This window comes from Streptomyces sp. NPDC057302, assembly GCF_042667685.1.
Lineage (GTDB): Bacteria > Actinomycetota > Actinomycetes > Streptomycetales > Streptomycetaceae > Streptomyces.
The window spans coordinates 1-22763 of the sequence record NZ_JBHUZJ010000012.1 but is presented as its reverse complement, the minus strand read 5'-3'; the positions used below and the strand labels follow the sequence as shown (position 1 = coordinate 22763).

General features: G+C 69.3%; 15 protein-coding genes. 7 read left to right on the top strand and 8 right to left on the bottom strand.

The window, feature by feature from the left end; all coding sequences use genetic code 11:
- The first annotated feature begins 355 nt into the window (after positions 1–355).
- Positions 356–769 (top strand): Fur family transcriptional regulator, encoded by a 414-nt coding sequence (locus ACFUPX_RS11700; protein WP_383319810.1) that lies wholly within the window; start codon positions 356–358, stop codon positions 767–769.
- On the opposite strand, the gene ACFUPX_RS11695 is transcribed toward ACFUPX_RS11700, so the two are convergent.
- From ACFUPX_RS11695 to ACFUPX_RS11670, 6 genes are all read right to left on the bottom strand, one after another.
- Positions 770–1234, bottom strand: coding sequence for a DUF6082 family protein (locus tag ACFUPX_RS11695; RefSeq protein WP_383319808.1), 465 nt, complete (start codon positions 1232–1234; stop codon positions 770–772). It abuts the gene before it with no gap.
- A gap of 121 nt (positions 1235–1355) precedes the next feature.
- Complete coding sequence (locus ACFUPX_RS11690; RefSeq protein WP_383319806.1) at positions 1356–3083, bottom strand: acyl-CoA dehydrogenase family protein; 1728 nt, start codon at positions 3081–3083, stop codon at positions 1356–1358.
- Between the two features lie 78 nt (positions 3084–3161).
- Positions 3162–3716: a PadR family transcriptional regulator gene (locus ACFUPX_RS11685; protein ID WP_383319804.1), complete on the bottom strand. Its 555-nt coding sequence runs from the start codon at positions 3714–3716 to the stop codon at positions 3162–3164.
- 132 nt (positions 3717–3848) lie between these two features.
- Positions 3849–4652 carry a LysR substrate-binding domain-containing protein gene (locus ACFUPX_RS11680; protein WP_383319802.1) on the bottom strand — a complete coding sequence of 268 codons (804 nt, stop codon included), beginning with the start codon at positions 4650–4652 and terminating at the stop codon, positions 3849–3851.
- A 448-nt stretch (positions 4653–5100) separates the two neighbouring features.
- Positions 5101–5571: an iron chaperone gene (locus tag ACFUPX_RS11675; RefSeq protein ID WP_383319800.1), complete on the bottom strand. Its 471-nt coding sequence runs from the start codon at positions 5569–5571 to the stop codon at positions 5101–5103.
- Positions 5572–5654: 83 nt separating this feature from the next.
- Positions 5655–6110, bottom strand: coding sequence for a carboxymuconolactone decarboxylase family protein (locus ACFUPX_RS11670; protein WP_383319799.1), 456 nt, complete (start codon positions 6108–6110; stop codon positions 5655–5657).
- A gap of 176 nt (positions 6111–6286) precedes the next feature.
- On the opposite strand from ACFUPX_RS11670, the gene ACFUPX_RS11665 reads away from it, so the two are divergent.
- The gene (locus ACFUPX_RS11665) at positions 6287–8743 is read left to right on the top strand and encodes a tetratricopeptide repeat protein (protein WP_383319797.1); all 2457 of its coding nucleotides are present in this window, start codon (positions 6287–6289) and stop codon (positions 8741–8743) included.
- 113 nt (positions 8744–8856) lie between these two features.
- Positions 8857–9849 (top strand): esterase/lipase family protein, encoded by a 993-nt coding sequence (locus tag ACFUPX_RS11660; protein WP_383319795.1) that lies wholly within the window; start codon positions 8857–8859, stop codon positions 9847–9849.
- Between the two features lie 18 nt (positions 9850–9867).
- Here the strand turns inward: ACFUPX_RS11660 and ACFUPX_RS11655 are convergent, their stop codons facing one another.
- Positions 9868–11238, bottom strand: a complete 1371-nt coding sequence (locus ACFUPX_RS11655) for a phenylacetate--CoA ligase family protein (protein WP_383319793.1) — start codon at positions 11236–11238, stop codon at positions 9868–9870.
- 776 nt (positions 11239–12014) lie between these two features.
- On the opposite strand from ACFUPX_RS11655, the gene ACFUPX_RS11650 reads away from it, so the two are divergent.
- Entirely contained in the window at positions 12015–12923 is a 909-nt protein-coding gene (locus ACFUPX_RS11650) for a thioesterase II family protein (RefSeq protein ID WP_383319791.1), read from the top strand.
- A complete protein-coding gene (locus ACFUPX_RS11645) occupies positions 12920–13714 on the top strand; it encodes a BTAD domain-containing putative transcriptional regulator (protein WP_383319789.1) in 795 nt (264 codons plus the stop codon). The genes ACFUPX_RS11650 and ACFUPX_RS11645 overlap by 4 nt, the downstream gene beginning before the upstream one ends.
- Positions 13715–13800: 86 nt before the next feature.
- On the opposite strand, the gene ACFUPX_RS11640 is transcribed toward ACFUPX_RS11645, so the two are convergent.
- On the bottom strand, positions 13801–15054 hold the full coding sequence (locus ACFUPX_RS11640) for a cytochrome P450 (RefSeq protein ID WP_383319787.1): 1254 nt from the start codon (positions 15052–15054) through the stop codon (positions 13801–13803).
- Between the two features lie 348 nt (positions 15055–15402).
- On the opposite strand from ACFUPX_RS11640, the gene ACFUPX_RS11635 reads away from it, so the two are divergent.
- Positions 15403–20313 (top strand): type I polyketide synthase, encoded by a 4911-nt coding sequence (locus tag ACFUPX_RS11635; RefSeq protein ID WP_383319785.1) that lies wholly within the window; start codon positions 15403–15405, stop codon positions 20311–20313.
- Between the two features lie 147 nt (positions 20314–20460).
- A partial coding sequence (locus ACFUPX_RS11630) for a type I polyketide synthase (RefSeq protein WP_383319783.1) occupies positions 20461–22763 on the top strand: 2303 nt, incomplete at its 3' end.

Below are 22763 nucleotides of genomic sequence, written 5' to 3'. Positions count from 1 at the left end.
TCCTTCCGGACGGGGCGGATCACGGTGCTCAGGAACTGCGAACGGCAGAACAGTCGGGGGCGCCCAGGGACGGCACGGTCGGTTCCAGGCGGAGCCGGCTCGGTTCCAGGCCGAGGAGACCCGGTTCCAGGCCGAGGAGATCCGCCTGCTCTCGGGAGTGCTTCTCCGCGAGCGGGGTACCGGATGCCGGGGCCACCGGACCCGCCTCCTGAAGTCACGTGCTGTTCCCTGCTGTTGCCCTGTCCCTTGGCCGTCGGCCGGAACTGATCCTACGATGGACCAAGTCCAAGTCAATACGACAGACGGGTCCGTACGAATTCAAGTCGTCAGACGACGCACAGTTAGGCTGGTAAGCATGAGCGATCTCCTGGTACGGCTCCGCGGACGTGGCTGGAGGATGACCGCTCAACGCCGGGTGGTCGCCGAGGTCCTCGACGGCGAGCACGTGCACCTGACCGCGGACGAGGTACTCGCACGCGCCACCGCCCGGCTGCCGGAGATCTCCCGCGCCACCGTCTACAACACGCTCGGTGAGCTGGTCTCCCTGGGCGAGGTGATCGAGGTGTCGACCGGCCGCGCGAAGCGGTACGACCCGAACGCCCACCACCCCCACCAGCACTTGGTCTGCTCGGGCTGCGGCGCCATCCGCGACGTACACCCCGGCGGCGACCCCCTGGCCGAGCTCCCGCCCTCGGAGCGGTTCGGCTTCACGGTCTCCGACGTCGACGTGACGTACCGCGGCCTGTGCCCGGACTGCGCCCGCGCGTAGCTACGCGTGTTCGGCCACGGCGTGCCGATACCGCGCGTTCACGATGGCCACGAAGCGCCTGCTCCTCCCCGAACGCGCGGCCCCCATCAAACTCACCCAGAATGATCCGTTCTCGAGCCAGTACCGCCTTCCGACTTCTCCCCGGAAGAAGACGTCAAGAGACAGTGACAGCTGCTCGTCATTGAGATCTTTCACCATGTAGGAGGAATGCCACCAGGTGACGATCAGGTTGCTGAACATGACCTGCCGGGCCTTTTCCTGCGGCAGCGTGGCCAGCACACCGCCCCAGCACAGGCGCAGGTCCGTGTTGTTGATGGCCATACCGATCAGTTCGCGATGGTATGCCCTCACATTCTCGTCCCTGGCGAACCTCGTCTGGCGAGACTGATAGACGAGGGAGAGCACTACACCCAGTAGCGCGGCGGCCGAGATGACCAACGAAGTTGCGGCTACCAATTGACCCACCCCCAGAGATGACGACCGGTCTCCTCCCACACTGGCAGGCAGCCGCTGCCCGGGAGCGCAACGAGGCAGGCCCCCGGCCGCGTATCGGACCGAAGGCCTGCATCACAGGAGCCAGGGAAGGCTACGGCGCCATCTCGTACTCCCCGGCCAGTGCCTCCACCCGCTCCCAGACCCGGGCCGAGCGGGCCTCGTCGACGATCGGGCGGCGCACCGCGGCCAGGGCCCAGTTCTGCTGGGCCGGGGTGGCGGAGTCCTTGCCGTGCAGTTCGACCGCGTGCGCGGAGAAGTCGCGTACGAGGACGGCGAACAGCTCGTCGAGCACGTCCTGGTCCAGGCCGGTCAGGCGGGCCTGCTCCAGGATCAGCTGGCCGTGCACGACCAGCGCGAACAGCTGGCCGACGGCGAGCAGGAGGTCGAGGTCGCGGCTCTGCTCCTCGCCGGGGGCGGCCGTGGTGACGAACTCGCAGAGGGCGTCGGCCTGTTCGCGGAAGCGGGCGACGTTGGGCACCTCGGCGTAGGCGTCGTAGGCGGGGCGCCAGTCGTGGAAGCGGATGGCCCCCAGGCCGCGGGCCGGTCCCTGCCGGAAGAGGAACTCGTCGTCGGCCGCGTCCAAGCGGGTCGGCACGGGCTCGTACTCGGCCTGGTTCAGGAGGTGGTTGCCCATGAACTTGAGGATCAGCGCCAGGTTGACGTGGACCGTCCCCTCCAGCTTGGGCAGGCCGCGGATCTCGACGGCCGCCTGCGCGAAGTAGGTGTCCTTCTCGAAGCCCTTGGCCGCGATGACGTCCCACATCAGGTCGATGACCTTCTCGCCCTCCGTGGTCACCTTCATCTTCGTCATGGGGTTGAAGAGGAGGTAGCGGCGGTCGTCGGGGCCCGCGGAGCGGAAGTAGTCGACGGCGCGGTCGCTGAACAGCTTCATCCCGACGAGCCGTACGTACGCGTCGGCCAGCTCGCGCCGCACGTGCGGGAACGCTGTGACGGGGCGGCCGTAGAGGATGCGGCCCGTGGCGTGGGTGACGGCCTCGTACATCGCGTGCTCGCAGATGCCGATCGAGGCGGTGCAGAGATTGAACTTGCCGACGTTGACTGTGTTGAGGGCGGCGTCGAAGGCGGCGCGGCCGGTGTGCAGTACGTCGTCGGGGCCGACCGGGTAGTTGTCGAGGCGGAACTCGCTGACGTACTTGGAGGAGTCGACGACGTTCTTGACCAGGTGGTACGCCTCGTGACGGCTGTCGGCCGCGAAGAAGACGTAGCCGTCGGGGCCCTCGATGTCGGTGCGGCGGCCGAAGACGGAGACGAGCCCGGCCGCGTTGCCGTTGCCGATGTAGTACTTGGAGCCGCTGGCCCTGAAGCCCCCGGCGCCGTCGCTGTCCGGCTCCAGGAGCATGTCGGTGGAGTAGATGTCGGCGCCGTGCGTCTTCTCGGACAGGCCGAAGGCGAACACCTCGCCCTGGGAGAGGAGTTCGGCCGCGCGCGTGCGGGCGGCCGCGTTCTCGCTCTGCCAGACCGGGCCGAGGCCGAGGATGGTGACCTGCCACGCGTACCAGTAGTCGAGCCCGTAGAAGCCGAAGATCTCGTTGAGGGCGGCGATGCGGGCGGTGTCCCAGCGCGCGTCCTGCTTGCCCGGGGCCGCGGACGCCGGGGTGAGGAAGGTCGCGAAGAGGCCTTCCTTGGCGGAGAACTCCAGGAAGTCCGCCAGCCAGGCGCGGTCGCGGTAGTCCTCGATCAGCCGGCGCTTGCCACGGGCCTCGAACCAGTCGACGGTCGCGCGCAGCAGCCTGCGGGTCTCGGGGTCGAAGTGGGTCGGGTCGTAGGTGCGCGGGTTGAACAGCAGCGGGTCGGCCATGGGTGTTCGCCTTTCCGGCTCGGGGGGTTCGGTGCTCGGGAGGTTCGGTGCGGTGGTGGCGTGGTGCGCCAGGCCGGTTCAGCCCTTGGGGGCGAGCCGGTGGAGAGTGGCGAGCACGTCGTCGAGCCAGGCGAGCGTCATGCGTTCGTACGCGATGCCGCCGCGCAGGACGACGTGCTGGAGCTCCTGCCCGGCGTCGGGCGCGGGCGCGTCGGGTCCGGTGAAGTCACGCCGCTCCCCCGCGAGATAGCGCGCGAGCCGGTCGGTGTGCGCCTGGCGGTGCCGCTCGACCTCGTGGATCAGCGCGGCCGGGTCGTCGAAGGCCGCGCCGCGGATCTTCACGGCGAGCTCGTGGCGCACGCTCTCGGGTTCGATGGGCTCGTGCAGCCACTGGGAGAGTGCGGAGCGCCCGAGGGCGGCGACGGAGTACTCCTTCTTGTCCGGCCGTGCCTGTTGCGGCACCTCGCGGACGTCGATCAAGCCGTCGCTCTCCATGCGCTTGAGCACGCGGTAGATCTGCTGGTGGGTGGCGGTCCAGAAGTAGCCGATGGACCGCTCGAACCGCCGGGCCAGCTCATAGCCGGAGCCCGGCTTCTCAAGGAGCGAGACGAGAATCGCGTGCTCTAGCGCCATGCCCCGATCCTGCTATGCAACTCGTTGCATAAACAAGTGGCACCGCCCTGGTGAGACACGGCTCACCCGGACGATCGGCGGGGCGGGTCCTCGGACGGCCAAGGCCAGTGGCTTCCGCCGTCCGGCCGCCGCTCAATCCGGCATCGTCTCCAGGAACGCGGCCGCCGCCGGTGAGTTCCGCGCCCGGCTCCACACCAGCCGCTCCTCGCGGACCGGCCCACCCCGCACCGGCACCACCGTCAGCCGCGGAAGCCGCGGCACGAGGCGCGAGGGAAGCAGCGCGATGCCGAGCCCGCCGCGCACCAGGTCGGCGAAGAACTCCAGCCCCTTGGCCTCGAACGCCACATCGCGCCGCAGCCCGGCGGCCTGGAACGCCTCGTCCGTCTGCGCCCGCGCCGCGATGCCCGCGGGGAAGTCCACGAACACCTCGTCCGCGAACCGCTCGAGCGCAAGCGGTTCGCCGGAAGCCTCGGCCGCCAGCGGATGGTCGGGCGCGACCACGGCCACATGACGGTCGACCACGAGCGTGCGACCGTCCAGAGCGGGATCGTCCGTACGAAACGATGGCGGCACCCCCAAGAACGCCAGATCCAGAGCCCCCTCCCGCACGCCACGCACCAAGGCCTCGCTCATGCCGTCGATCAGTCGCATCGTGACCTGCGGATACGTGGCGTGGTAGGCCCGCATCAGGCCCGGCACGTCGACCGCCGTCACCGTCGAGACCGCCCCGATGGCCAGGCGCCCCCGGATCTCCCCGGTCGCCACCGCCACCTCGGCCCTGGCCCGCTCCGACGCCTCCAACGCCTGCCGCGCGGCGGGCAGGAACGCCTCGCCCGCGGCGGTGAGCGCGACCCGTCGGCTCGTCCGCTCGAACAGCCGCGCCCCGAGCTCCTTCTCCAGCTTCCCGATCTGATGGCTGAGCGCGGACTGCACCACCCGACAGCGCTGCGGCCCGCGTGAACCCACCCGTCTCGGCGACGGCGACGACATAGCGCAGTTGCTGCAACTCCATGGGATCCGTCGTGATCCGCGATCGTTCGCATGACAAGGATGTGAAGGATGTGTTGGACTCATCAATGAGGTCGACCGCAGGCTGACTGCCGCGACACAGACGGGACTCCACCACCCTCCAGCGACGGATACCGGCGAGCACGCCCCTGCCGGCCGCGGCCTGCTGCTCCTCATGGCAGTCGCCACCGGCCTGTCCGCCGCGAGCAACTACATCGCCCAGCCGATGCTCGACCTCATCTCCCACGACCTCCACCTGGGCAGCGTCCTCGCGGGGCTCGTCGTCACCGCGTCACAGGCGGGGTACGCCCTCGGGCTGCTGCTGCTCGTCCCGACGCTCGGAGCATGCGGTCGGCAGCGGATCCCCTGCACCTGGTCAGCTCATCGCCTGCTTCACGAGCGTCCCGATCCGCGCCGCGCCCTCATCGGTCAGTTCCTTCAGGGCGTACGAGGCCGGCCACATGGCGCCGTCGTCGAGGTTCGCCTTGTCGCTGAAGCCGAACGTCGCGTACCGGGCGCTGAACTTCTGCGCGCTCTGGAAGAAGCAGACGATCTTGCCGTCCTTGGCGTAAGCGGGCATCCCGTACCAGAGCTTGGGGGCGAGCTCCGGAACGTTCTCCTTCATCACGGCGTGGATCCGCTCCGCCATGACGCGGTCCGATTCCAGCATTTCGGCGATCTTCGCGAGGACCGCGGCCTCGTCCTCCGCCGCCTTGTCCGCACGTGATCCGCGGCGCGACGAGGCCTTCAGCTCCTGGGCGCGCGCCTTCATCGCGCTGCGCTCCTCCTCCGTGAATCCGTCGAACTTCGCGGCGGTGCTCTTGGCGGACTTCTTCGTGGTCGTCATGGCTGTGTCCTTACGTACGAGGGTGGGCGGGGAGAGGTGGTGCCCGGGAGGAGCCGCCGCTGCGGCTCCTCCCGACGGGGGTGTCAGCCCCACGCCCCGGCGATCTGCCGGGTCGAGGCGTTGAGGCGGTTGAACAGGTTGGTGACGCCGATCATGAGGACGAGCGCGGCCAGCTGCTTCTCGTCGAAGTGGGTGGCGGCGGCGTCCCACACCTCGTCGTTCACCGCGTCGGGACGGTCGGCGAGCCGCGTCGCGGCCTCGGCGAGTTCGAGCGCCGCCCGCTCCGCCTCGGAGAAGTACGGAGCCTCGCGCCAGGCGGCGACCGTGGCGAGCCGCTCGTCGCTCACGCCGGCCTTGCGGGCGGACTTCGCACCGCCGTCGACGCAGGCGCTGCAGCCGTTGATCTGGCTGACCCGCAGGTGCACCAGCTCCAGGGTCTGGCCGTCCACTCCCCCGGAGTGCACGGACTTGAAGAGCGCCTGGATGGACGGCATCGCGTCGGGCAGGACGACGGCGGGGTTCTGCATACGGGACTGCATCTCGGTGTGCTCCTTCTTCCGGTTCGACCCCGTTCCCTCGGGGTGTGACTCCATATCAGCGCGATCGGCTCGCCACGACCACGGCGGTGGGACACCGTGGGACAGCTGAAACAGCCTTGAGCTGCGCGGACTTGGCCGGGTAGGTTTCTGCCGACACGGGACATGGGGGGTATCTGGTGGATGGGATACAGCGGACCGCGGCGGTAGACCCGCAGAGCGAACTGGCAGGCCGGCTACGGCTGATCCAGGAACTGTCCGGACTCGGCGTACGGGCCCTCGCCCGCGACGCCGGCCTCAGTTCCTCGTCGCTTTCGCGCTACCTCAGCGGCCAGACCCTGCCGCCCTGGCCCGCGGTGATCGCGCTCTGCCGCCTCGTCAAGCGCGACCCCCGTCCGCTGCGCCCCCTGTGGGAACGCTCCTCCAACCCGCTGCCCGCGCCCCCGAAGTCCAGCCGCCAGGGCAGGCCGAGGCCCCGCAACGATCTGCCGCGCGACGTCCCCGACTTCACCGGGCGCGAGGCCGAACTCGCCGCCGTGCTCGCCGCGGTGGACAGCCACCGGGCGGTCGCCGTCGACGGGATGGCCGGTGTCGGCAAGTCCTGTCTGGCGATGCACGCCGCGCACCGGCTCGCCGCCGACTATCCGGACGCGCAGCTCTACGTGGATCTGCACGGGTTCACCGAGGGCCGCGAACCGCTCGACCCCGACTCCGCGCTGCGGATGCTGCTCGGCGCGCTCGACGTCCCCTCCGAGAAGGTCCCGCGAGAGGGCGTCGAGCAACTGGCCGCCTGCTGGCGCTCGGAGCTCGCAAGCCGCCGGGTCGTCGTGGTGATCGACAACGCCGCCGACGCCGATCAGGTCCGCCCGCTGCTGCCCGGCGCAGGGCCCTCCGTCGCCCTGATCACCAGCCGTAACCGTCTCCTCGGCCTTGACGAGGTGCCCCCGGTGTCGCTCGACGTGCTGAGCCCGCAGGAGAGCGCGGAACTCCTCGCCCGTGCCAGCGGCGATCCGAGCGGCGCCGACGGCCGCCTCGCGCGCGACCCGGACTCCGTCGCCGAAGTGCTGCGGCTGTGCGGCCATCTGCCGCTCGCCCTGCGGCTCGCCGCGGCCCGGCTGCGGCACCGGCCGGGCTGGACCGTGGGGATCCTCGTCGAGCGGATGGCCGAGGGCCCGAGCGAGTTCGACACCGCGTTCGCCATGTCCGTACGGCAGTTGGACCGGTCCCAGGCCCGTCTGTTTCGGATGCTCGGTCTGCTGCCGGGCGGCTCCTTCGACGCATACCTGGCGGCGGCGCTCGCGGACGTGCCGCTGCGCAGTGCGCGGGCGATGCTGGAGGACCTGGTCGACGCCCACCTCGTACAGGAGTCGACGGCCGGGCGCTACCGGCTGCACGACCTGGTGCGCCAGCACGCGCGCCGGGCGGGCGCGGAACAGGACTCACCGGCCGAGCGGGAAGGGGCCCTCGGCCGCTTCCTCGACTACTACGTGCACGCGGCGGCCGCGGCGGACTCCGCGATGCCGTTCCTGTCCCCCGGCCGGCCGGCCTCGGCGGGCCGGCCCCCGGCCGCGCTGCCGCACTTCACGGACAAGAACGCGGCGTTCGCCTGGCTCGTCGCGGAGTACGAGAACCTGGTGGCCGCCTTCGAGACGGCGGACGCCGTCGGGGCCGACGCCCATGTGTGCGAGCTGCCACGCTTCCTGCGGGCGTACTTCGCGCGGCGCTGCGGCACGACCCATCTCAACGTACTCTTCGAGCGGTCCCTGTCCGCCGCCGAGCGCCTCGGCGACCCACTCCAACTGGCCGAGGTGCACAGCGACTTGGGGTTCGCGCGCTACAACGCGGGCCGGATGGCGGAGGCCGACGCCGCGTACGAGGCCGCGCACGTGCGGCTGGCCCAGGCGGGTGACTTCGCGTCGGAGGCAGAGCTGGCCCTGCGCCGCGGCTATCTGAAGTGGGACGAAGGATACGTCGAGGAGCCGCTCGAACTCTTCAGGCTGGCGGGGAAGTTGTACGAGCAGGCCGGTTCCGCCACGGGCACGGCCAGTGCGGCCGCGTCGGAGGCCTGGGCGATGCTGCAGCTGGGACACCGCGATGAGGCGGCGCAGCGGGCCCGCGAGGTCCTTGCCACCCCCCACACCGATCCCGCATGGCCGCCCACTCTGACGGCCCGCATCACCCTCGGGGTGGCCATAGCCCACGAGGAACCGGACGAGGCGGCGGAACACCTGCGCAAGGCACTGGCACTGGCCCGCGAGGACGGACACCTGCACAACGAGGCATGGTGCCTCAACTGCCTGGGGGTGGCCCTGCGGCGCATGGGCCGCTACGAAGAGGCGCTGACCGCCCACCGCAAGGCGTTCGCACTGCTCGACGAGCTCTTCGAGGAACACTGGAAGGTCCGCTTCCTCAACGGCTACGCCGAGACCTGCCGCCTCGCGGGACTGCCCGAAGAGTCCCTGCGCCTGCACCAGCAGGCTCTGGAGCTCGCCCCGCCGCTGGGGTATCGGTACGAGGCGGTGCGGGCCCATGAGGGCATCGCGACCCTGCTCGACGCGACGGACCCGGACGCGGCCACCCAGCAGCGCGCGGCGGGACAGGCGATCCTGCTGGAGCTCGGCCAGGGGGGCCACTGAGACGGTTGAGGGGCTCAATAACTCCGGGGGCTGTTGACGTTCGTGTGGCGTCATTCCACGATGAAGCGCTCCCCTGTCGGGGGCTCCCCACACACTCTCTCGTGGAGGTCTCTGTGCGCTTATCCCCGTGGGTCGGCCGTGTAGCGGCGGCTCTGCTGACACTGGCGCTGCTTCCGGTGTCCGCCGCCGAGGCGGACACCGATCCGTCTCCGCCCCTGGAGACTCCGGTGGCCGAACTGGACAAGGCTCTGCACTGCCAACCGGGCTTGGAGGACATGCCCAAGGGTGGCGACAAGCCGACCGTTCTCTTCGTTCCCGGCACCGGCCTCAAGGGCGAGGAGAACTACGCCTGGAACTACATGGCCGAGCTCAAGAAGAAGGGCTATCCGTCCTGTTGGGTGGACTCCCCGGGACGCGGCCTCAAGGACATGCAGATCTCCGTCGAGTACGTGGTGTACGCGGCGCGCACCATCCAGAAGCACACCGGCGGGAAGATCGACCTGGTCGGGCACAGCCAAGGCGGACTCCTGGCGGCCTGGGCCCTGCGCTTCTGGCCGGACCTGGCCGACAAGGTCGACGACGTGGTGACGATGGGTTCCCCGTTCCAGGGCACACGGCTTGCCAGCCTCTGCGCCCCGCTCGCCGGGATCACCGGCTGCCCGGCCTCGGTGTGGCAGTTCTCACGCGGCTCGAACTGGTCCAAGGCGCTCGGCAAGAACGGCACTCCGATGCCGGCGGGCCCCTCCTACACCACGATCCACTCCGACTTCGACGAGTCCGTGCTGGCCGACGGGCAGGCCCCCACACTGCCGGGCGCCACGCGCATCGGAGTCCAGGACATCTGCCCCGCACGGCCGTGGCCCACTCACATCGGCCTGGTCGTCGACCAGGTGAGCTACGACCTGGTCGCCGACGCGATCGAGCATCCCGGCCCCGCCGACGCCGGCCGGATCGACCGGGCGGACTGCGCCAAGCCGATCATGCCGCTCAACAGCGAGGAGGCCGTCAAGGCGCTCCCGGGCCTCCTGGACTTCCCGATCGAGGCCCTGATCCACAGTCAGCCATGGGCCGACAGGGAACCCCCGCTGCGCTCCTACGCCCAGTGAGTGTCCCGGGGGCGGCGATCAGGCGAGTGGGACGACTGTCCTGTATTTGCCCCCGGGTGCCTGCTGGGGTGGCTCCTCGGCCCGTTCGACGGTGACGTTGTCGAGCTTGTTGTCCGTGAGCAGGCGGGTCAGCCCCTCGTGGGCGGTCCGCCACGCGTGGTCCGGGTCCGCTCCGGCGGCCAGGACCATGCGTACGCGCACTCTGGACGGGGCGGTCTGCTCGATCTGGAACCGCTCGACTCCGGGCATGCGGTCGAACAGGGTGCTGAAGGCCAGGGGGGCGAGTCTGACGTCGTCGCCACGGCCCGAGGGGAACGTGAGGATGTCGCCCGCGCGGCCCTGGACCCGGATCGCGGGCAGATGGCTTCCGCAGGGGCAGGGGTCGGGCCTCAGCAGGACACTGTCGCCGAGGTCGTAGCGCAGGAAGGGCTGCACACGGTTGGCGAGGTTGCTGATGAGGACGGTGTGCGAGAACTCGCCGGGCGGGGTGGGCCGGTAGTCGGCGTCGACCGGCTCGAGCACGGCCCAGTCACTGTTGACGTGGTACCACCCCTCGGCGCAGCTGTGGCTGAGATAGGTGCACTCGGTCGCGCTGTACATCGTGCGCACCGTGGTGGCGAAGGCGCTCTGGATGCGATCGGTGTCGTTCGTGGTCATCGTCTCGCCCGCGGGCTGGACGAGAACCGGATCGATACGCAGGCGACCGGCCTCCCGCTCGGCGGTGAGCAGCATGATCGTGCTCGCGTAACCGATGACGAAGGCGGGCCGGTAGTCGTTGAGCTGCTCCACCAGCCGTGACATCGGCGCGTGCACGGAGAACGCCCGGAGCAGCTTGCCGCGCGCGCCGCCCTCGCGGACCGTGCGGGAGTATGCGGCGAAGCCTACGTAGTGCCCTTCGGTGGCGACCAGTTGGGCGAAGCGAGCACCGTGGACGGCGGCCCGTGCGATTCCGCGGGGGCCGAGCCAGGAGGAGAGCGCGCGGGAGGTCACGGCGGATCCCACGTCCATGTACCGGTCGTCGAGCACGAACAGCCCACGTCGGCCGCTGGTTCCGGAGGTGGTGGCCACCAGGTACTTTCCAAGGAACCGCCGCCCGATCAGGTCGGGGTCGTCGGTGAACGCGCGCACCTTGTCGAGGGTGATGTCGCGGTCGCTGACCCAGTCGTCGAAGCGCTCCATCAGCTTCTGCTTGTCGGTGACCGGCAGCAGCGTCGGATCCTCCACCCGCTCGGGCAGCCCTCTGTAGAGCTCGCGGTAGTACGGCGACGTGGAGCGGGCGTGGGCGATCAGGTCGGCCAATCGGTCACGCTGTCGCCGAGCGACTCCGGCCGTGCCCTGCTTGCGTGCCCTGCGGATGTCCCGCTTCAGCCACGCCATGCTCTCACTCATCGTCTCGTGCTCCTTCGGGCGGCAGGCACGGCCGGTGGCCGATCTGCCGGAGGACAGCGGGGAAGTACGCCTTGATGTCACTTCGCCCATGCCACGACGATCGCCGATGCCAAGCGGGGCAGGCCACCCCGAACGGGACATAGTCACCCCAACAGGTGACAACTTCCCTACGGCACACCCCTGCTGGTGGGCCGTCAGCAGCACTTTCCACTTGCCATACGACGTACAGGCGCATCCACAACAAAGAGAAGGCCAAATCCCGATCGGGCCACTCCGCAAGAAAACAACAAGCCACAATCCACTTCGCCGCGACCTCACCCGCAAGCCACCCCGGCGAAAGCCTGCCGCCTCCTGGCCGGCTGAACGGACGGCTACGTCGCAGGCCACCAGCAGGGCCGGGCGCCAAGCCCTCCATACGCCACCCCGCCTGACAAAGCGCCATGTTTCGACGACCCAAGACGCCTGCATGACCACCCGGGCGATCCACGAGCCACCGGAAACGCGCACCTGTCCGCACTCGCCCCGATCTGCTGCTACCGGGGCCCTCGCGGTGTGGGTCGGCCGCCCGCCCCTCGCCGGGCAACACATTTTCACGGGCGCAATGTTAAATATTCATATTGAAACTAGGCCTAGGCTTGCGGCGGGTGAATCGATCACCCAAAACCTGCACCATAAACAATAGGGAATGTCTTATTCCGCCCGCGTACCGTCTTAGCGCCGTTGCCCTTTGAACTTTAACCTGTGCATGATCGGTAGCGCTTGAGTGGCGGCCACGGGTGGTCGACGATGATCACAAAGCGCAGTCGCCGAGGTACCGCCGCGAAGAGCCCAGCGACGCGGCGGCATCGTTGTCAGAGTCACTGGCGAAGGGAAAGATCTTGTCTGTCTCCCCACTCCCTGATACGTCAGATCCATGGATACGACGCTTCCGGACGCATCCGGAAGCCACAGCCCGACTCCTCTGTTTCCCGCACGCGGGTGGGTCTGCCACCTACTACAACCCCCTGGCCCATTCCCCCACACTGCCGCCTGAGACGGACGTCCTCGCGGTGCAGTACCCCGGAAGGCAGGACCGGCGACGCGAACGGTTCATGGACAACATTCCGGAGCTTGCCGACCGGATCACCACAGCGCTCGCCCCGTACATCGACCGCCCGCTCGTCTTCTTCGGTCACAGCATGGGCGCCGTTCTCGCGTTCGAGGTCGCGCAGCGGCTGCGTGAGCAGCAGGAAAGCCGCCTTGCGTGGCTGTTCGTCTCGGGCCGCCGCGCGCCGTCCCGTTTCCGGAAGGGCACCGTCCACCTTCTCGGCGACGCCGAGTTGACCGACGAACTGCGCCGGATCGGCGGCACCGACCCTCTCTTCCTCGACGACGAGGAACTGATGGCGGAGATCCTCCCCGTCGTCCGCAACGACTACCGCGCCGTCGAACAGTACCGATGGACGCCCTCGCAGCGACTGGGGTGCCCGATCACCGCCCTGGCCGGCGACCGCGACAAGCAGACGGCGCCGGACGACGTGGCCGCCTGGCAGCAGCACACGGAAGGGCCCTTCGACCTCCACGTCTTCTCCGGCGGTCACTTCTACCTGGACACCCATCAACAGGCCGTGGTGGACCTCATTTCCGAGGCTCTCGTGGACGTTGCGGAGCAGCAACTCGAAACCACCAAGGGGAGCGCCCAGTGAGATACGAGATGCTGGGTCCGCTCCGCATCAAGGACGGCAACAATTGCGCGTCCATCAATGCACGTAAAGTGGAAATCGTCCTTTCCGTCCTCCTCATCCGCGCCGACCAGGTGGTCTCCCTGGAACAGCTGATGATGGAAATCTGGGGACAGGACCTGCCGCGGCGCGCCACCGCGGGACTGCATGTGTACATCTCTCAACTGCGCAAGTTCCTCAAATTGCCGGGCATGACCACCAACCCCGTCGAGACACGTGCGCCGGGCTACGTGCTACGCAAGGGGGACGACCAGATCGACGCCCACGTCTTCCCCAAACTGGTCGACTCAGGAAGGGCATTGCTCAGGGACAAACGGCACTGTGAGGCCGCGTCCTGCTTCGAGCAGGCCCTCGCGCTGTGGCGCGGGCCGACCCTTGGGCACGGCGGCAACGGACCGGCCGCGGGCGGGCCGATCATCGACGGGTTCGCGACCTGGCTGACCGAGATCCGCCTGGAGTGCCAGGAGATGCTGGCAGAGTGTCAGCTCCAGCTCGGGCGCCACCGGGAGGCAGTGGGCATGCTGTTCGCCCTCACCGCCGAGAACCCGATGCGCGAGGCGTTCTATCGCCAGCTCATGCTGGCGCTCTACCGCTCCGAGCGGCAGGCGGACGCACTGAAGGTGTACCAGTCGGTGCGCAAGACCCTCAACGACGAACTGGGCCTGGAGCCCGGTCGCCCGTTGCAGGATCTGCAGCGGGCCATACTCGCCGGGGAGGTGCCCCTCACCGCACCTCTGGCGATGTCCGCTCACTGACCAGGGCTCCGCACACCGAACGCTGCCGGGTGTGCGGAGCTCCCGTGTGTCCGGGTGGCGTCGGCGGCCCGCGTCACAGGGTGCCGTCAGAAGGTGCAGTGCAGGTGCTTGATGCCTTCGATGAAGCTGGAGGCCAGCCGGCGCGGCCGTCCCTCGGCGCGGATCCCGGGCAGTGCGGCGAACAGCTCCCGGTACAGGGCCGTGATCTCCATGCGGGCGAGGTGAGCGCCCAGGCAGACGTGCGGGCCCACCGCACCGAACGTGACATGGGCGTTCGCTCCACGGGTGATGTCGAAGCGGTACGGGTCGGGAAACACGCTCTCGTCCCGGTTGCCCGACCAGTAGAACAGGAAGATCCGGTCGCCCTTGCGGAACCGGTGGCCGTTCATGTCGCAGTCCCGGGTGGCGACGCGGCGCATCCAGTTGATGGGCGTGGAAACCCTGAGGGTCTCCTCGACGGCGCCCTTCACGTACGTGTCGAAGTCGGACAGCAGCAGCTGCTTCTGCTCGGGGTGCTCGGTCAGCAGAACCAGCGCGTGGGAGATGGCGTTACGGGTGGTCTCCATGCCGGCGATGACGAGCAGGATGAAGAACGACACGAGCTCCTGGCGCGACAACTGCTCGCCGTCCGGCCGCACTTGGACCAGTTTGGTGATGAGGTCGTTTCGGGGGTCGGCGAGCCGGTCCTCCCCCAGCCGTGCGATGTAGTCCCCGAGTTCACGCGATGCCTCGATGACCGCCCGCTCGGAGTCCGCGCGATCGGGAACGTAGTCCGGGTCCAGCGGGCCCACGATCGTGTTGGACCGCTCGAAGAGGAAGTCGTAGTCCTCCTCGGGGATGCCCATCATGTCGCTGAGCACGGCGATCGGCATTTCCGCGGCGACGGGCCGGATGAAGTCACCGGGGCCGCGCGCCATCAGCTCCCGGACGATGCGCTGGGCCGTACGGGTCGCCACGGCCTCAAACTCAGGGACCATGTTGCGTCCGAACGAGCGCGAGACGATGCGCCGCAGCCGGGAGTGCTCGGGGTTGTCCATATTGATCATCGAGCCGTAGTACTCGTCCAGTTCCTGCGGCAGGCCGACGATGGTGGTCGCGCCGTTCGACGAGAAGTCCTGCGGGCGGCGGCTCACCTCCGCGATGTCGGCGTACTTGACCAGGGCGTGGTAACCGAACGCCCAGGGCACACCGGGCATGCTCTGCCTGATGAACGCCGGATGCGGCAGCCTGCGCAGCTCTTCGAACAGTGCCACGCGTTCCTCGTACGGCCGCGACCAGAAGGCCGGGTCGACCAGGTCGGGAAGTGCGGGGGCCGCGGGCTTGCTCTCCGTGAGGGACACGATGCCTCGATTCGCGTGGTCCGGGTCAACGATCAGGTCGACCGACTCCCCCGGGCAGCGGGGCGAATGAGCTGATCAGAGCGTGACGACCTGGCACCGGCTCACCCTGGCAGGACAGGCTTAAGCGCCCCTAAGAAGCCGCTCACCGGCACGTCCGGGCCTCCCACCAGTAAGGACGGGAGAGAGCGTCGGCGTGCGCAGCCGAGTATTAGGAGGGCTTTAGCGCCGTCGACAAGTGTGCAGCCCGGCGGGGCCCCACCTGCCCGATGCTCGTGCCGTTCTCTCGGCTGTCCGGACATCGAGTCAGGGGTCCGCCTGTTCTCGCGGAGAGGAGCGGTTGTCACCGGGATGGCGCCCAACGAAGAGAAACTTCTTGAGTACCTCAAGCGTGTCACTGCGGACCTGCGTCAGACGGAACGCCGGCTGCAGGAGGTCGAGTCCGCGGGCCACGAGCCGATCGCGGTCATCGGCATGGCGTGCCGGCTGCCGGGCGGAGTCCGGTCTCCCGAAGAGTTCTGGGAGCTGGTCTCCACGGGCGGCGACGCCGTCGCTCCGCTGCCGAGCAACCGCAACTGGGACCTCGACACCCTCTACGATCCGGACCCGGAGCACATCGGCACCAGTTACGTCCGCGAGGGCGGATTCGTCTATGACGCCGGTGACTTCGACCCCACCTTCTTCGGCATCGGACCGAGCGAGGCGCTGGCCATGGCGCCGCAGCAGCGGCTCGCCCTGGAGACGGCGTGGGAGGCCATCGAGCGCGCGGGCATCGACCCGCTCTCCCTGCGATCCAGTTCGACCAGCACCTTCATCGGCTGCGACGGCCTCGACTATGCCCTGGGCGCCTCCGAGATACCCGAGGGCATCGCCGGATACTTCACCATCGGCAACTCCGCCAGCATCACCTCGGGTCGCGTCGCCTACACCCTGGGTCTGGAGGGGGCGGCGGTGACCATGGACACCGCGTGCTCCTCGTCCCTCGTCTCCCTTCACCTCGCGGCCCAGGCACTGCGTACACAGGAGTGCTCGCTGGCACTGGCCGGCGGCACGTACGTGATGTCGTCGCCCGCCGCTCTGATCGGCTTCAGCGAGCTGCGCGGCCTGGCCCCCGACGGCCGGTGCAAGCCGTTCTCGGCGGCCGGCGACGGGATGGGCATGGCCGAGGGCACCGGTGTGGTGCTGCTCGAACGCCTCTCGGACGCCCGCCGCAAAGGCCACCGGGTCCTCGCGGTGATCCGGGGCTCGGCAGTCAATCAGGACGGCGCGAGCAACGGGCTGACCGCTCCCAACGGGCCCGCGCAGGAGCGCGTCATCCGCGAGGCGCTGGACCACGCGCGGCTCTCCGCCGACGACGTCGACGTGGTGGAGGCGCACGGCACCGGCACCACGCTCGGCGACCCGATCGAGGCCGGGGCCCTCATGTCCGCCTACGGGCGGAAGCGGCCCGAGGACCGGCCGCTGTGGCTCGGCTCGGTGAAGTCGAACATCGGCCACACGCAGATCGCCGCGGGTGTGGCGGGTGTGATCAAAATGGTCATGGCACTGCAGAACGAACTGCTGCCCGCCACCTTGCACATTGACGCCCCTTCACCGCACATCGAGTGGGACGGCAGCGGACTGCGCCTGCTCACCGAGCCGGTGAAATGGCCGCGGGGCGAGCGTCCGCGCCGGGCCGGTGTCTCCTCGTTCGGCTTCTCCGGGACGAATGCGCACCTGATCCTGGAGGAGGCGCCCGAGGAGGCGCGGCCCGAGGCGGAGCGCGAGACGCCGGAGCCCTCGCCGGGTTCGGTGGTTCCGTGGGTGGTCTCCGGCCGGACAGCGGATGCGTTGCGCGAACAAGCTGCGCGCTTGGGCGCGTTCACGGCCGGAGCGACGGACGCTTCCCAGGTGGAGGTCGGCTGGTCACTGGCCACGACGCGGTCGGTGTTCGAGCACCGGGCCGTGGTGGTGGGCCAGGGCCGGGAGTCGCTGAGTGCTGGGCTTGAGGCGTTGGCTTCGGGTGAGGCGAGTGCCGGTGTGGTGTCGGGGGTGGCTGGGGACGTAGGGCCCGGTCCGGTGCTCGTGTTTCCGGGGCAGGGTTCGCAGTGGGTGGGCATGGGTGCCCAGCTGCTTGATGAATCCCCGGTGTTCGCGGCTCGGATCGGTGAGTGTGAGCGGGCTCTTTCGCCGTACGTGGAGTGGTCGCTGACCGAGGTGCTGCGCGGGGACGGTACGGAGCTGTCCCGGGTGGAGGTCGTGCAGCCGGTGCTGTGGGCGGTCATGGTCTCGCTCGCCGCCGTCTGGGCCGATCACGGGATCACCCCGGCCGCCGTCATCGGTCACTCGCAGGGCGAGATGGCGGCCGCGTGTGTGGCCGGGGCGCTGTCCCTGGAGGATGCGGCACGCATCGTCGCCGTACGCAGTGACGCATTGCGGCAGCTGGCCGGGCACGGCGACATGGCTTCTGTGGGTACGGGGGCCGAGCAGGCCGCCGAGCTGATCGGAGACCGGCCCGGAGTCTGCGTCGCCGCCGTCAACGGGCCCTCTTCTACGGTGATTTCGGGTCCGCCCGAGCACGTCGCCGCGGTGGTCGCCGCAGCCGAGGCGGAAGGCCTGCGGGCCCGGGTCATTGATGTGGGCTACGCCTCCCACGGGCCGCAGATCGACCAACTTCGCGACGAACTCACTGACCGACTGAGCGGCATCCGGCCCACGGCCACCGAGGTGGCGTTCTACTCGACCGTCACCGCCGAACGTACCGACACGACTGCCCTGGACACCGAGTACTGGGTGACGAACCTGCGTCAGCCGGTCCGCTTCGCCGACACCATCCAAGCCCTGCTGCAAGACGGCTACCGCCTCTTCATCGAAGCCAGCCCCCACCCCGTACTCAACCTCGGCATGGAAGAGACCATCGAGCAGGCGCAGATATCCGCCTCCGTGGTCCCCACCCTGCGCCGCGACCACGGCGACACCACCCAGCTCACCCACGCTGCCGCCCAGGCCTTCACGGCCGGAGCCGACATCGACTGGCGCCGCTGGTTCCCGACCGACCCCACCCCCCGCACCATCGACCTGCCCACCTACGCCTTCCAACACAAGCACTACTGGCTCGAACGTGCCGTAGCCACCGCTGCCCTCAGCGGCGGGCACGGTGCGGCCGAAGCGCACCTGTGGCAGGCGATCGAGGAGCTCGACCTCGGGCTGCTGGCCGAGACCCTGCGCTCGGAGGAAGGCAGCGAGCAGGCGGTCCGGGCGTTGGAGCCCGCGCTGCCGGTGCTTTCCGCATGGCGGCGGCGACACCAGGAGCAAGCGACCGTCGACTCCTGGCGTTACCGCGTGACCTGGAAGCATCTCAACGATGCGAAGGCCCCGGAGCTGGGCGGGGACTGGCTTCTGTTCGTGCCTGACGGCGAGGCCGAGCACCCCGCCGTACGAGCCACGGCGCAGACGCTGGAGGAGCACGGCGCGACCGTCCGAACGCATCTTGTCGAGACAGGGCGCGCACGGCGTGAGTCCCTGGCTGCGGTGGATACCGCCGGACTCACCGGGATCGTCAATCTGTTGTCGTTGGTCGAGGAGCCGCACCCCGAGTATCGTTCCGTGCCTGCCGGGCTGGCCGCGACGACCACGCTCATCCAGGCTCTCGACGACAACGGCACGACCGCGCCCGTTCACACCATCACCCAAGGCGCCGTCTCCACCAGCGCCACCGACCCCCTCACCCACCCGCTCCAGGCCCACGTATGGGGACTTGGGCGCGTCGCCGCCCTCGAACACCCCCGTCTATGGGCCGGACTCGTCGACCTGCCGGCACGCGTCGACCAGCAGACCCTGGCTCGCCTGGCCGCCGCCCTGACCCCCCAGGACGAGGACCAGAGGGCCATCCGGCCCACCGGCACCCACGCCCGACGCCTCACCCATGCCCCCAATGCCGAGGTGACGCAGCCCAGTTGGCGGCCGGAGGGCACCACTCTCATCACCGGTGGAACCGGCGGCATCGGCGCCGTCCTGGCCCGCTGGCTCGCCCACCAAGGCGCACCCCACCTCCACCTCACCAGCCGCCGCGGACCCCACGCCCCCGGCGCCCAAGAACTCACCACCGAACTCACCCAACTCGGCACCACCGTCACCATCACCGCCTGCGACGTCAGCGACCCCGACCAAATCCAACACCTCCTCGACAACATCCCCGACCAACACCCCCTCACCACCGTCATCCACGCCGCAGGCACGACCGACCTCACGTCGATCGGGGATCTGACCTCCGCGCGCCTGGACGAAGTGCTCGGCTCCAAGGCTTACGCGGCCTGGAATCTGCATGAGATGACACGGGACCTGGACCTGTCGGCGTTCGTCATGTTCTCCTCCGGCGCCGGCGTATGGGGCAGCGGCCAGCAAGGCGCCTACGGAGCCGCCAACCACTTCCTCGACGCACTCGCCGAACACCGCCGCTCCCAGGGACTCCCCGCCACCTCCATCGCCTGGGGACCCTGGGCCGAAGCCGGAATGTCCGCGGACCAGGAGTCGCTGACGTATTTCAAGCGCTTCGGACTGCACCCGATCGGCTCGGACCTGTGCATCAAGGCCCTGCACCACGCGGTCGACGCGGGCGAGACGACGCTGACCGTGGCGAACTTCGACTGGGCACAGTTCACGCCGACGTTCACCGCGCAGCGGCCCAGCCCGTTCCTCGACGACATTCCGGAGAATCAGCGGGAGGCCGAGCAGACCGGCTCCACGGCGGAGACCAGCGCGTTCCGTGCGGAACTCGCCAAGACACCCTCGGCGCAGAGGCACGGATTTCTGGTCCAGCACGTGCGGACGTACGCGGCCGCGACGCTCGGCCGGACGGTGCAGGACATCCCTGCGGCGAAGCCGTTCCAGGAGCTGGGCTTCGACTCGCTCACCGCGGTGCAACTGCGCAATCAGCTGAACACCACGACCGGGCTCTCACTGCCAGCCACCGTGATCTTCGACCATCCCACGTCCGAGGCGCTTGCCACACACCTGCGCGGACAGCTCGGCAGCGAGGGCGGCGACGTCACCGGTGAGGGCAATGTCCTCGCGGCACTCGACAAGTGGGACGCGACGTACGGCGCGGGCGAGGTGGACGAGGCCGCCCGTCGGCGGATCGCGGGCCGACTACAGGTGCTCATCTCGAAGTGGAGCCCGGCACAAGGCGGCTCGGAGGGTTCCGAGTCGGCACATGACGACCTGGAGGCCGCGAGCGCCGACGACATCTTCGACCTCATCTCCAGCGAGTTCGGTAAGTCCTGATGTTCGGGACCTCCTGACGTTCGGGAAGTCCTGACGTTCGGGAAGTCCTGGCCTTCTCACAAAACGAAGCTCCGCCTTCCCCATCAGCGTCCCTCCCCCACCCCCCATGACCTCGATCACCACGTAGCGCCAAGGAGCCTGGGTTAGATGTCGAACGAGGAGAAGCTTCTCGATCACCTCAAGTGGGTCACCGCGGAGCTGCGCGAGGCCCGCCAACGGCTTCACGACAAGGATTCGGTCGAACCGGTCGCCATCGTGGGCATGGCCTGCCGTTTCCCCGGCGGCACGCGGTCCGCCGAGGACCTGTGGCAGCTCGTGCGCAACGAGGGCGACGCCGTCTCGGCGTTCCCCGACGACCGGGGCTGGGATCTGGAGGCGCTCTACCACGCCGATCCCGAGCATCCGGGCACCAGTTATGTGCGGGACGGTGCCTTCCTCTACGACGCGGGCGACTTCGACGCCGAGTTCTTCGGCATCAGCCCGCGCGAAGCCGTGGCGATGGACCCGCAGCAGCGGGTGCTCCTGGAGACCGCCTGGGAGGCGGTCGAGCACGCGGGCATGAACCCCCAGGCGCTCAAGGGCAGCGACACAGGTGTCTTCACCGGAGTGAGCGCCCACGACTACCTGACGCTGGTCAGCCAGACGGCCAGCGAGGTGGAGGGGTACATCGGCACCGGCAACCTCGGCAGCGTGGTGTCGGGGCGCATCTCCTACACCCTGGGCCTCGAGGGCCCGGCGGTGACGGTCGACACCGCATGCTCCTCGTCACTGGTGGCGATACATCTGGCCAGCCAGGCACTGAGGCAGGGCGAGTGCTCGCTCGCGCTGGCCGGTGGCTCCACCATCATGGCCACGCCCGGCTCGTTCACCGAGTTCTCGCGGCAGCGCGGTCTCGCACCCGACGGGCGGTGCAAGCCGTTCGCGGCCGCGTCCGACGGTACCGGCTGGGGCGAGGGTGCCGGGGTGGTGGCGCTCGAGCTCCTCTCCGAGGCGCGACGCCGTGGCCACCAGGTCCTCGCGGTGATACGAGGGTCGGCCGTGAACCAGGACGGCACCAGCAACGGGCTCGCCGCCCCCAACGGTCCCTCGCAGGAGCGCGTCATCCGTGCCGCGCTGGCCAACGCCCGGCTCTCCGCCGATGACGTCGACGTGGTGGAGGCGCACGGCACCGGCACCACGCTCGGCGATCCCATCGAGGCCAACGCCCTCTTGTCCACCTACGGGCAGGGCCGGCCCGACGACCGGCCGCTGTGGCTCGGCTCGGTGAAGTCGAACATCGGCCACACGCAGGCCGCCGCCGGTGTGGCCGGTGTGATCAAGATGGTCATGGCGATCCGCAACGGCCTGCTGCCCACCTCCCTCCACATCGACGCGCCCTCCCCGCACGTCCAGTGGGACCGGGGCAACGTGCGGCTGCTGGCCGAGCCGGTCGAGTGGTCGGCGGAACGTACCCGGCGGGCGGGCATCTCCGCGTTCGGCATTTCGGGTACGAACGCGCATGTGATCTTGGAGGAGGCACCCGCCGAAGAGACAGCGGAGCAAGAAGCCCTGGAGCCAGCGCCGGAAGCCTCGCCGGGTTCGGTGGTTCCGTGGGTGGTCTCCGGCCGGACAGCGGGTGCGTTGCGCGAACAAGCCGCCCGCTTGGGCGCGTTCACGGCCGAGGCGACGGACACTTCCCAGGTGGAGGTCGGCTGGTCGCTGGCCACGACGCGATCGGTGTTCGAGCATCGGGCCGTTGTGGTGGGCCAGGACCGCGCCCAAGCCGCCGCCGGGCTTCAGGCACTGGCCTCGGGTGAGGCGAGTGCCGATGTGGTGTCGGGGGTGGCTGGGGACGTAGGGCCCGGTCCGGTGCTCGTGTTTCCGGGCCAGGGTTCGCAGTGGGTGGGCATGGGTGCCCAACTCCTCGATGAATCACCGGTGTTCGCGGCACGCATCGACGAGTGCGAGCAGGCCCTTTCACCGTACGTGGAGTGGTCGCTGACCGAGGTGCTGCGCGGGGACGGCACGGAACTGTCCCGCGTCGAGGTCGTGCAGCCGGTGCTGTGGGCGGTCATGGTCTCGCTCGCCGCCGTCTGGGCCGATCACGGGATCACCCCGGCCGCGGTCATCGGCCACTCGCAGGGAGAGATGGCCGCCGCGTGTGTGGCCGGGGCGCTGTCCCTGGAGGATGCGGCACGGATCGTCGCCGTACGCAGTGACGCATTGCGGCAGTTGGCCGGGCACGGCGACATGGCTTCTGTGGGCACGGGCGCAGAGCAGGCCGCCGAACTGATCGGAGACCGGCCCGGAGTTTGCATCGCCGCCGTGAACGGGCCCTCTTCTACGGTGATTTCGGGGCCGCCCGAGCACGTCGCTGCGGTGGTCGCCGAGGCCGAGACGCAAGGCCTGCGAGCCCGCGTCATCGACGTCGGCTACGCCTCCCACGGACCCCAGATCGACCAACTCCGCGA